At 36.8% G+C, this 12012-nt stretch carries 11 protein-coding genes; 4 read left to right on the top strand and 7 right to left on the bottom strand.

The features are described 5' to 3' along the window. Nucleotides 1-50 precede the first annotated feature (50 nt). Nucleotides 51-1733, bottom strand: coding sequence for a methyl-accepting chemotaxis protein (locus tag ACFCYJ_RS12690; protein WP_376074289.1), 1683 nt, complete (start codon nt 1731-1733; stop codon nt 51-53). A 272-nt stretch (nt 1734-2005) separates the two neighbouring features. Beyond that, complete coding sequence (locus tag ACFCYJ_RS12685; protein ID WP_376074288.1) at nt 2006-2443, bottom strand: hypothetical protein; 438 nt, start codon at nt 2441-2443, stop codon at nt 2006-2008. An 898-nt stretch (nt 2444-3341) separates the two neighbouring features. On the opposite strand from ACFCYJ_RS12685, the gene ACFCYJ_RS12680 reads away from it, so the two are divergent. From ACFCYJ_RS12680 to ACFCYJ_RS12670, 3 genes are read left to right on the top strand one after another with little or no spacing between them, the layout of a single operon-like run. Beyond that, nucleotides 3342-3908, top strand: a complete 567-nt coding sequence (locus ACFCYJ_RS12680; protein WP_376074326.1) for a sigma-70 family RNA polymerase sigma factor — start codon at nt 3342-3344, stop codon at nt 3906-3908. 52 nt (nt 3909-3960) lie between these two features. Beyond that, nucleotides 3961-4689 carry an ABC transporter ATP-binding protein gene (locus tag ACFCYJ_RS12675; RefSeq protein ID WP_376074325.1) on the top strand — a complete coding sequence of 243 codons (729 nt, stop codon included), beginning with the start codon at nt 3961-3963 and terminating at the stop codon, nt 4687-4689. Continuing rightward, complete coding sequence (locus tag ACFCYJ_RS12670) at nt 4689-7202, top strand: ABC transporter permease (RefSeq protein ID WP_376074287.1); 2514 nt, start codon at nt 4689-4691, stop codon at nt 7200-7202. Before ACFCYJ_RS12675 ends, ACFCYJ_RS12670 begins: the two co-directional genes overlap by 1 nt. Before the next feature lie 159 nt (nt 7203-7361). On the opposite strand, the gene ACFCYJ_RS12665 is transcribed toward ACFCYJ_RS12670, so the two are convergent. The 3 genes from ACFCYJ_RS12665 to ACFCYJ_RS12655 all read right to left on the bottom strand — a co-directional run bounded on the left by ACFCYJ_RS12665 (nt 7362) and on the right by ACFCYJ_RS12655 (nt 9605). Continuing rightward, nucleotides 7362-7886, bottom strand: a complete 525-nt coding sequence (locus ACFCYJ_RS12665; RefSeq protein ID WP_376074286.1) for a tubby C-terminal domain-like protein — start codon at nt 7884-7886, stop codon at nt 7362-7364. A gap of 86 nt (nt 7887-7972) precedes the next feature. Then, nucleotides 7973-9079 carry a DUF4179 domain-containing protein gene (locus ACFCYJ_RS12660; RefSeq protein ID WP_376074285.1) on the bottom strand — a complete coding sequence of 369 codons (1107 nt, stop codon included), beginning with the start codon at nt 9077-9079 and terminating at the stop codon, nt 7973-7975. Beyond that, complete coding sequence (locus ACFCYJ_RS12655) at nt 9063-9605, bottom strand: sigma-70 family RNA polymerase sigma factor (protein WP_376074284.1); 543 nt, start codon at nt 9603-9605, stop codon at nt 9063-9065. Before ACFCYJ_RS12655 ends, ACFCYJ_RS12660 begins: the two co-directional genes overlap by 17 nt. Before the next feature lie 244 nt (nt 9606-9849). Between ACFCYJ_RS12655 and ACFCYJ_RS12650 the strand changes: the two genes are divergently transcribed. Continuing rightward, a complete protein-coding gene (locus ACFCYJ_RS12650; RefSeq protein WP_376074283.1) occupies nt 9850-10221 on the top strand; it encodes a DUF3888 domain-containing protein in 372 nt (123 codons plus the stop codon). Between the two features lie 220 nt (nt 10222-10441). On the opposite strand, the gene ACFCYJ_RS12645 is transcribed toward ACFCYJ_RS12650, so the two are convergent. Both ACFCYJ_RS12645 and ACFCYJ_RS12640 read right to left on the bottom strand, forming a co-directional pair. Next, the gene (locus ACFCYJ_RS12645) at nt 10442-11149 is read right to left on the bottom strand and encodes a M23 family metallopeptidase (RefSeq protein ID WP_376074282.1); all 708 of its coding nucleotides are present in this window, start codon (nt 11147-11149) and stop codon (nt 10442-10444) included. Nucleotides 11150-11282: 133 nt separating this feature from the next. Then, nucleotides 11283-11918: a TetR/AcrR family transcriptional regulator gene (locus ACFCYJ_RS12640; protein ID WP_376074281.1), complete on the bottom strand. Its 636-nt coding sequence runs from the start codon at nt 11916-11918 to the stop codon at nt 11283-11285. Between the last annotated feature and the right edge of the window lie 94 nt (nt 11919-12012).

The raw sequence follows: 12012 nt of genomic DNA, 5'->3' as shown, positions 1-12012 counted from the left end.
CTTCTTTTGGACCCGCATTAGATGCAAATTCAGAATTCTAACAAGCTTAATTATAATTTAAATTTCCTAACAAGATCGTTTAAATTTTCTGCCATGTCCGCTAAATTGGCTGAGCTATTTTTGATTTCATCCATAGAGCTTGCTGCTTGTTCAATCGTTGCTGAAGTTTCTTGGATGCCTGCAGCAGACTGTTCTGATACAGCGGCAATTTCGTCCACTGATTTATTAATCGTAACCGTATTTTGTACTACCTCTTCTAGCTTTGTCGTCATACTATCAATGTTCGTTGACATTGAGTAAACAGCCTCTGCAATCTGGCTGAATGTTTCATTTGTAGATGCGATTTGAGCCGTACCTTTTTCAACCTCTTGATAGCCAGTTTCCAGTGAGGATGTCACCGTGTCAGAATCGTGTTGAATTTTTTGAACAATCCCCGTTATATCGTCAACTGAGACGGCTACTTGTTCGGCGAGTTTACGTACTTCATCTGCAACGACCGCAAAACCTTTACCATGCTCCCCTGCGCGAGCCGCTTCGATAGCTGCATTAAGAGCTAGTAAATTCGTTTGTGCAGCTATATCCTGAATTACAGCTACGATTTTTGAAATTTCCTGTGTTTGTTTACTGAGTTCATCCACCTTATAAACAGAATCCTTCACAATATGATGAATGGATGTCATCTGCGCAGTAGATGCGTCCATTAAACCTTGGCCTTCTTTCGTTAAAGCCATGACATTTTGTGAATATTGCTGAACATCTGTACTACTATTATTGACATCTGTCATCTTTAAGGTGAATTCTGTCATTGTTGTCGCCACATCTGATGCATTACTCGCCTGCACTTCTGTGCCACTTGCAATTTCAGTAACTGTATCAACAATTTGTTCCGTACCCGTTTTCACTTCTGTCGATGATTGCATAAGCTCTTCACTATGCGCAGCTACGTCATTAGATACTGTTTGAATTTGCTTTAATAAACGATTCAAAATATCGGACATTTTATTAGTCGCTTCTGTAAGCTGTCCTACCTCATCTTTGGATTTTATAACAAGTGCAGGCTCACTTAAATCACCTTCAGTAATTCGTTGCATACGATTTGTCACTGCGATGATTGGTCTTGAAATGATTCGAGCACTTAACAATGCAATCATAATCGACACAATAACAATGACAATTCCAACGATAATACCTGTCAGCTGCTTCGTCTCTCCTGCGTTAACAATATCTACGCCTAAAGAATTAATCGATTGCTTACGATGTTCGGCTAATCCCTCATAGCCTTCACGTATTTCCGTCGCCTTTTCACTCATAGAAGCTAAATTTTTCGTAGCTAGTTCAATCTGACCTCGATCATAAACATCAAGTACCTCTTTTTCAACATAGCTACTCCATTCCTTCGCCATTTCCGCATATTTGCTGAAATCGCCTGACTCCGTTATTGCTAAACGTTTTTGTTCGTTCTCAACAGCCAGCTTTACATTATCTTCAAAAATCTTCTTATACTTTTCTTCGCCAGAAAGTACATACCCTCTAGCTGCAGCAATTCTTAGCGCAATCGTTTGCGCTTGCTCATAATCTGTAATTAGTAATTGCATTTCCTCATCAATAATTTGTTCCGTTGCGCTATTGCTTTGTTTTACTGTGTAGTAATTGTAACCAATGAATAAAACAACTATTGCTATTACAATGCTGAATGAAAAAACAATTCTTTTACTAATAGACTTAAAATCCATTTCAAATTCTCCTTATTTTCCAATGCAAACCTAAATGTACTTTGTCATAATTTGAATACCATTAGTAATCTACCATTTTAATGAAGAACTTGGATGTATCAGGAATTTTTTCTACATTAAATGAAATAACTAGCTAATTTTTATGTAATTTATAGCAGATTATACAATCCGGAAAATAAAACAGATGGACTAGCCCAAAACTCAAAATAGCACTTTTGACACACATAAAAAGGAACAGTCATAAAAAATATGCTGTTCCTTCTATTTAAATATTAATCCCAATAGTTAAAGATAACATCTCCAATTGTTTTACTATCAAAGTGTGAAATGTAGTTCCATTCCACCTCAGATAAACTGTGCAACTCCTTATCCTGCATCAACAATGTATTTAGTGTATCGGCAGTAAGGCATTTACGCATCGGAAAATATTTGTGTAAGTGAGTTTTCGTTAAAAATTGAAAGGTTAGCTCTTCATCGAACTTAGCAAACGCAATATAAGGCATTAGCCTGTGATGAAGAATCGTCAAATGTTCATCCTCCAGTTGAATCACTGCTTGCATATAAACAAAATGAGGCTGATTAATAAATTGTACAGCTTTTGCTCGTTGTTCACTTGTCACTAAATGATAAACCATCGACTGGAAAGTTCGCATATCCTGTTCGATAAGATGGTCTGCATCAAAACCAGAAATCCCTTTCGTTAATCTCAACGAATCACCCCTTTATTTTTGTGTCTATATGACCTTCTATTAAAGATAGAAGAATTCCTTCAATATTTTTCTATTTTATTGTTACTAAAAAGAGGAGGCCTAAAATACGCACATTATGTACAGCAATTAGTTTCATCTTGTACCTTTATTCTAAAATGCTTCTAATTTAGTTATTTTTCGTCTTTCCTCTTAAACCTCCATCACTTCCACCAATTAATGGTATTATAGCAACAAATCATTTTTAACCATAAATTGTAACAACAGCATAAAGTAGGGTTGATTTCTGTTCCGACTGAGCACTTTCCTGGAGGCGTCCGATGAGTCGCCCTGTCTCCACTTCAATCAACTTATATACGATGTTTAGGCTTTAACAAATTTGAGACTCCCACCCCTAAAGGGACAAGCTGACTAATGTCAGTGGGATTCCTGAGTAACTAAGCGTTCGCAGTCCATTTCTGTTTTGAACAGCTCTCAAGATTGGGGCCCCATCCAGTGCATATAGCAGATAGGGCTACGCTACTTTTACGATAGCGTATAGTTGGTTTCGTTCGATGTGTTTTAGCGTCTTTTTCATGACGACACATATTGTTTTACCGATAGCATGAATTAGGCTATCGAACCATATCCAATTTTCAATGAACGAGCGTGTTTTAAAGACTTTTACTTGTCTATACATGAAGGATAACAACCTTTCAGACAATTAAGGTAGCAAAAGTTACCTGTTAGTCTGACCTCACTTTCATCCCATGTTTAAAGACGGGCTACACCCTACATGGGTTTTCTCGTTCGGAAAATCTGTAATCTCCTATTTATGGTGATCCACCTCTAAATTCCAAGAAAATATAAAAAATTTGAATCGAAATGATGGTTTGCCAAGTCTAATAGTCAGAAGGAGGCGATTTTCATTACTACAAAGCAAGAAACATTAATACAGTTAGCACAAAACGGAGATGAGCAAGCTTTTTATCAGCTAATTGAACAAGAACAACAAAAGCTATATCGAATGGCTTATGTTTATGTCCAAAATGAAAATGACGCCGTAGAAGTTTTTCAACAGACCATTATCCGTGCATATGAGGGCTTACCTCAATTAAAGGACCCTCAATATTTCTCTACCTGGTTAACGCGCATTATCATTAATTGCTGTAAAACCTATCTTACCAAGAAAAACTCAGTACAGCTTGTAGAACCACATACATTAGAGGATCTCAATAGTACGTCACCTACATATATCGAAGAAGAACTAGATTTATGGCATTCTCTCTGCAAGCTAGAGGAAAAATATAAAACAGTTTTACTATTACGTTTTTATCAAGACTACTCGGTAAAGGATATTGCAGCGATTTTACAATGTCCAGAGGGCACAGTGAAAACTCATATTCGCCGGGGTTTACAAGCATTACGACAACAATTAAAGGGGGCATATATAGATGAATGGGTTCAATCCGTTGAAAGAAGTCATTGATGCGATTCCAATTCCCGAGGGACGTTTAACAGAAGTGTTACGCATTGAAGGGATGTCAAAAATCTTTCAACAAAAGCATCATACAGTAAATGCATTGAAAAATATCCATTGTACGATTTATCAAGGTGAAATGGTGGCCATTATGGGGACGAGCGGTTCCGGTAAAAGTACGCTACTAAATATGATTAGTGCCATCGATGAACCGACTGAAGGTGCGCTATTCTTATTTGGAAAGGAAGCGCATGATATTTATCAAGAGCCAAAAGCATCGAAATTCCGAAAAGAGAATATCGGCTTTATCTTTCAATCATTCCATCTGTTGAAGGATTTATCAGTTGAAGATAATATTGCACTCCCCCTTATCCTCAATGATGTACCAAGTAAAGAGATCAAAGTACGTGTACTGCAAATGATGGAAAAGCTCAATATTGCCGCATGGGCGAAGCATCGACCAAATGAGCTTTCTGGTGGTCAAAAGCAACGGGTGGCGATAGCCCGTGCCATTATTGCAAATCCACCAATATTGCTGGCAGATGAGCCGACTGGTGCATTGGATGTGAATACAACAGATGAAATTTTAGAGCTGTTAGTAGACTTGCAAAAAAATATGAATCAAACCATTTTACTCGTGACACATGACCCTTATGTGGCTACTTATGCAAATCGCGTATTATTCTTCCATGATGGTGCCATTGTGGATTCCTATCAAAATAAGCAAACGGTAGAGGATTTAGATTGCATTTTAGCAAAGTTCAAACTGATTACTAGAGGTGATGTGTAATGTTTACGATGCGTAGCATTGCCGTAAAGCTATTTCGTGCAGCGTGGGCCAATGTATTAACAAGTATTAGTATTATCACCATTTCTATTTGTCTTGTGATGACAATGAGTGTTTACATATGGAATGCCAATAGTCAAATGAAGGAAGAAATACAAGCATTATATGGAGAAATGGATTTAATGGTCGGTTATAATCCCGAGCAAAATATGCTATTAACTTCACAGCAAATTGAAGATTTCGAGGCAATGCCTGGTGTTACAAACGTTTCTAGTGTGTCATTAGCTCATACAAATGTGGAAAATGAACAAAACACATCATTTTATACAGTTGGTGTTGAAAACGATGACTTAGTGAAAAGCCGCTATCATTTTACTGTTAATCTTGGTCCGAAAGATGTTGTCATTACTGAAAATGTGGCACGTCTCTTTCACAAAGATGTCGGTGATACTTTAAACGTTACTTTCAATAAAACAGTTGGAAACTACGCTGAAGCAGATACAGGCAACTTTACGATCCAAGAAATCCTTCCACCTTTAAAAGGCACAGATAGTCCTAATATAATCCTGATGCAAAATGATGTGTTGAAAATGTGGATGGAAAATAGTATTGCACAAACAGCCGGTATGTTTGCACTCATTAAAACGGAAGATAATGTGGCAACCTCAGTTGGTACGGATTTGAAACAGCTCGATGAAAAATTACGTGTCGATGTCATGAGTGACTATGATGAATTTAAGAAAAATTTACAGGCATTAATGATTTTTATGATTGTGTTGTCATTCTTTATCTTACTTATTTCAAGTGTCTTACTACTATCAACGTTCCAACTATTATTCCACAAAATTAAAGAACAGCTTATGGTATTACGTGCGCTTGGCGCCTCCATTAAGCAAGTAGGACGCATTGTACAATTGCAATTATCTTTAATCATCGGCTTCGGTGTATTGCTGGGGACATCGATTAGTTTATTAGTAATAAAAAGTTGGCTACCACAGCTCATTAGCATCATGAAAATGCCAGGTGCAAAAACTGATTTACCGATGATCTTTGTGTTAGGGATTGCTATTGTAAGCTTTTTATTACTCCAGCTAATCACAAAGTGGCAAGTCCATAAAAGCTCTAGTCTATTACCTTTACAAATCGCAACAGAGAATGAAAATTTAAGTTTACGATGGGCAAAATGGAAAACGATTGTTATGAGCGGCGTTGCAGTCATATCCCTATTCTTGTTTTTGAATGCTTATAAAGTCGGAAAGAATAGTGGGCAAGGTGCACTCATGATTTTAATTGGCACATTACTTGTCAGTGGAATTTTCCTGTATATAATACCCTACCTCTTTACGGCACTATTCAAAATTTCATTGAAGTCAATTCGTGCTATCCTTGGCAAAGAAGCATACTTAGCTTGTCAGCAGCTCATGCCACAAGTAAGAAGAAATATGCCGATTATCCTTAGCATTATCGGGTTAATGGTCATTTTAATTTTCGGCAGCTCTTTATTTAAATCAGGTCAGCAAAGCACATCTAAGTATATTAACTCTCAATATGAAACATCCATTAAAATTGATAATGAATTAAATGATCCTACTATTACACCTGCACTGATTAAAGAAATTGAGGCATTGCCGAGCGTGTCCTATGCCTATGCACGAAGTAACTATGCTTATATCTCATTACAGATTGATGATAATTGGACATCTGATAACATTATTGCGATAGATGTTCCTAAATATGTTCAATTAGAAAAGCTAGATGCTATTGAAGGCGATTTAAAAAATGGACTTATTGTTACAGAAAGTTTTGCAAAACAACATAAATTAGCAGTTGGGGATCACTTTAAAGTAGGTACGTACGATAATGAATTACATCAGGATATATCTATCGGCGAATTACAAATTATTGATATTGTTGATTCCTCCATTAATGATTCTGATTTAATGGTTGATTGGTCATCTTTCCTATCAAATCTTGATATAACAAGTATTAGCAGAACAAATATAACAGACATTATGGTGGAAACAGATGATACAGAGCAGGCATTAACTGAGCTCTCTTACTTACAAGAGCGTTGGCCAGCTTTAAAATTTACTGATAAAAAAACAATTATCGAGCAAAACGATGAAATGACCTTCCAGCGCTGGAGCCTCTTTGTTGGCGTCTTTGTTATTTTAATTGCCGCAACGTGTCTCGGAGTATTGCAAACACTTCTTCACTCGATTCACTCAAAACGTGGCGATTATGCGATTCAGCGACTTATTGGTCTTTCACCAAGTGGATTAATCAAGCTGATTTTGACACAAGTGTTATCCTTTGTACTTTATGGACTGGCAGTAGGGACATTCCTTGGTCTTCTAGTTACAAAATTGATGTTCACTATTGACGAAGGATCTTATGATTTCGTTACCTTAGGTGTTACGAGTATCGTCTTTTTGAGCGCGACACTCATTGTCTTTACGCTGCAAGGATACTGGATTAGTCGTAAGAAATTAGCGAATGAAATGATTGATATTTGAATGACAACAGACCCTCTAAAAATAGTAGAGGGTCTGCTTTCATTTATCGCGCTATATTTTAATTTTATCGCTCAACTTTCTAGATTTATCGCCCAATTTTCTCATTTTATCACCCAATTATTTCAGTTTATCGGACACTTTTACAAATTTATCGACATCCTACGCTCCTACAAACAACACGGCCTGTCCAATCGCAATAAAAAAGGCTTCATGCTGTATTGGGCTGTTGTCTTCAATTTGTAGGGTAATCTCAAAATGAGTTTCACGAAAAATAGCCTGCCAGCGTGCAATCGGCTGATCATCTAGAGAAAATACGGACCAGTCCTCCATTTCCTTGTTCAGTTTTATAGTTTGGACATCATCCGTGATGATTAAGTCAGGAATCATAATTTGCCATCCGTCATAGGCAATCATATACTCTTTGCCTGTGACGAAATCCTTCCCTTTAAAATGCACTCGGCCACGACGCGACATCTTCTTACATGTGAAAAGAGGCTGACCAGTGACATCACTGACATCAAAACGTACAAAATAACGATAGTCCATTGTGCGGTCAAACGCCTTTTTCAAGCCATTCGAATAAACACGTTGAACAGTAGTCGATACTTCCCCCGCTTCATTTAAAATTAATACTGCCTCTGTTGATTCAATTGCCGCTGGTTGTTTATATGTATAAATCTTCAATCCGTTCGCTCCTTCATTCAATTGCTTCCTATAAACTAACATAAAATAAGCGCCAAATACAAAGGTTGCATTTGACGCTTGAATGTTTATTTAGTTTGCTTAGGTACTTCTACTGTGAATGATTGGAACTTCACTTCTTTTAGTGATGACTTATCGAAAGGTATTTTTGTTTCTACACCATCTTTATCAATTTGTACGCCACCTCCGCCTGAAGGAAGCATTAAATACGGTGTAATCATTAATTTTTGAACATCGTCTGAAATCGGGTCAAAGGACTTGGTACTGCTAAAGTTCCATTCACCTTTATCGAAATGACCTTCTCCCCCACCTGAATGCGATGTAATCTCCTTGCCATTCTGATCGGTAATACGGAATTCTATAAACGATGCGCCTACTTGAGCATTATCAATTGTGCCCTTTTCAGTAGCTTTAAGGTCAAGTGCTATACCTGATGGGCTGAATGAAATTTTGGACACATCTAGTTGAATGCCCTCTGCTTGTTGCTGATGATAAACTGGAACATCAATAGTATTCGTAATCTTTTTAACAGGAACTAAGAATTCCAATTTTTCTCCTTCTTTACCTTCTAATGTTAAGCCCATTTCAAAGGAATCCGGCATGTCCTCCTTCACTTCTAATGTTGCGATGCCTGTACGGACCGTTGGACTTACAACTTTTTCACCATAGCCACCAGAACTCACTTCAGGGTTTGTACCATTAATCGTAAAGTCTGGTCCTGCCCCGAAGTAATAATCACTTAATTCCTTTTCAGAATCAATTGTAAGTCCAACCGTAATATTTGACGCGTCATAAAGGACTTCATCAATTGTTACGGAAATACCGTTAATTGTTTGTTTTTCTCCAATAGTGCTTGTTAACCCTTGTTCACTCGCTTGTTTTAGCCCAAGGAAGCCAGAGTTACTGAATACCGAACCGACGATTGGTAGCTGTGATAATGTACTTGCGAATGTTGGTGATACATAAGCGGCTGAACCTACCATAATACAAAATGCTGCTGCCGCACTTGCTACATATAATAACGGTTTACGTTTACTTTTTCTTTTCATTTGAATAGAGGCTTGACTCATATTTGTTTGCTCCTCCGCTTGTTGGATTCCTTTGGTAATTGCTGCTCGTACCTCATCTCTTGGAAATTCTGGAAGGGTACCGTTTTCATTAAATGACTTTTTCATTGAACGTTGCACTCCTTTCTAATTCTCGTTTTAACTGTTTTTTTCCACGATGCAAATACGTTTTAATCGTGCTAACTGGCTTTTCCATTATTTCTGCAATTTCTTTAATCGGTAGATCGTGATAATAAAATAAAATGATGGCCATTTGCTGAGAATGATTCAATTGCTGTATGGATTCCGATAAATCGATTGGATTCGCCATAACATTTTCTTGCTCCTGTAAACGATTTAATAATTCACTTTCTTCATAGGGGATGATTTTATTCCCTTTTTTTAGTAACCGGTAGCACTCATGTATTAAAATTCGAAACAGCCATGTAGAAAAAAATTCTGGATGCTTTAGCTGATGAACGGTTAGAAAGGCTTTACACGCTGCTTCTTGAATCGCATCCAAAGCATCCTCTTTTTGGCCAACATAAGAAAGCGCAGTATAAAATAATTTTTCTTCCTCTAGAATAAGTAGCTGCTCAAAAGCCACCTTATTCCCTGCAATAGCCTGTTTGACGATTGATAAGTCATGTTCCACGCTGTTCCCTCCTTTCAATACTTAGAGTCAATAACTCAATGAAAAGGTTTCACTTTGATAAAATTCTTTTTATAAATGGCTGTTTTCGAAAATATTGTTGCTTTTCAACTTCCATGAAAGAACTTAATCATCTTTCATTTTCTGTGGTGAAGAGCTGATTTTTGCGCTTCATGGATGGCTAACGGTGCAATTTAGTGGAATAACGAAGCGATCGATTAGGGAGAATAATTCAGAGGTGTTATATATGAAACGGATTCTAATTTCACTTGTTATATGTTTATTATTCTGGAGTTTATCATTGTCTTACCAAGTGGTCGCAGAGACTAATATTAGTGGCGAGGAAAAACATACTGATTTTTATGATGCTTTGTTAGTTTTATTAGACCCATATACTAGGAAAGCGATAAACAATACGTACCCATCTCGCAGTTATGGGTTATGGAATGCAGAGATATTAGAAGTCAAACGAAAAACTGGAGGATATTCTCAATATGATTTTACAATAAAGATTAAATATGATACTTATTCAGGTCCTCATAATCCACCAGAAGGTCCAGTTACTATAACTTTTGATGTAAAGTTAGATGAGGTTACTGTAACTAAAGTAGAAGGTTGAGGTTGATTTTCTAAATGTTTTTGTTCAACTACCTGTGCATTAGCAGAAGATCCAGGCTGTCATTAATGACAACTTTTTTCTTTTGGAACAAACGGTGCTAGATAGAATAGTGAGCTAGAAAGATTGACTTTGCACTTTATTTTAGAGGTACCATCAGGAAAATGTGGATTTACAACTCTAAGCCCGTTTTCCTGACGTTACCCCATTATACAGTTTCAATTTATTCCCATTCATCAGATTTTTGAAATCTTATTCTATCTTTATTTGTTGGAATCCCATTATTTACTTTTTCCCATATGCCATTTTTAAATATTTCGTATTGTTCAAAAGCAAAAGGCAATCCGTTTGCAGTAGCTATGTCACTACTATCCATAAGCTGAAAATGCAAATGCGGAGCAAAGGAGTTACCTGAATGACCAACTTTACCAATAACTTCACCTTTTTTTACACGCTGACCAACTAAAACCTGAATTGACCCTGTTTGAAGATGGACTAATGCAGCATATACATCGTCGCCACATTCTATAATGATGTAGTTGCCAGCAACTGATTGTATGTCATCTTTCTTCGGGTCGAAATAATGAGCATTTTTATAAGCGTTAGACATATCTGAAAGCAATTTTGTTCGTGTTCGTTCTTTATAACCATCCTCTGCTTGGACAATGATCCCGTCGCAAGGAGCATATACGTCTTGCCCCCAACAATAATATTCATCTAAGGCAACCCCAAAAAGTAGATATTGCGCCAAACTAACGCGATAGGCGGGCCAGCCCTTTCTTTCCCAATCCACTTGTATAAAGTCATAAGCATATCTTGAAGCTAATTTGTTTGTGCCGTGACTCGGAATTTTTGTACCTGGCGTGTTAGGAGAGTGCCATTCTCCTCTCAAAGGAAACTCCACAATTATCGGCTCACGCGCATCAATCATCTCATATCCCTCCCCCGTCGATTCTTTACCTATATTATTGAAAATGACTAGTGCTACAAGGACAAGTCCCAATAGGATAATGATACGTGCAGGCGTATATTTTTTTCGTGTTGAACGTACATTTCCCACCCCATTATTCATTGCTTGACGTGTAGAATACTTTTCTAAGTTCATCAAAATATCCATCGAGTTTTTTAACAACGAGTTCATAGTTCAAAGCCGGAGATTCTGAATTTCTAATATCATCTAATATTTCATTAGTAAATCCAATATTAGACCAAAGTATAAACTGTTTGCACTTTTCTATATCTAGCTCCTTTCTAAACTTAGCTTCATCTATTTCATCAAATAATTTAGGACAACAGTTTGAATGTTCTTTGCGTGTTCTATTTTCGAGTTCCTCATTAATCTCGTTGGAATTAGTTGTTCGTGAAAGTTTATTAAACTCTAAAATCCAAGGGTACTTTTCCGATAATTTAATTTGCAAAAGATATGATTGACGCAATCTGTCAAAAATATCTTTTGTATCATAATTCAATAATTCAAAATATTCCTTTTTAATTAGGTCAGAGAAGTAATCATACACAATAAGAAAAAGCTCCTGCTTGCTATTTACATAGTGGAACATAAGGGCTTTAGAAATTCCGGCTTCTTTTGCTATAACATTTGTTGAAGCGTTGTCATACCCCTGTGATGAAAATTCTTTTAACGCTGCATTTAGAATTGCGTTCCTTCTTTGAGAGTCTAAATCTAATAATTTTGTCAACATTTGTCACCCCTTTATAAGAAACGTGATTAACCTACTAGGTCAATCTTATTTTACGTTTATTTACCTAAAAGGTCAACAAGTGTGTTAGTTGAAC

This window comes from Lysinibacillus sp. NPDC056232, assembly GCF_042267565.1.
GTDB lineage: Bacteria > Bacillota > Bacilli > Bacillales_A > Planococcaceae > Lysinibacillus.
Note: the sequence above shows the minus strand (reverse complement) of the source record. Positions and strands in the feature narration are given on the sequence as shown.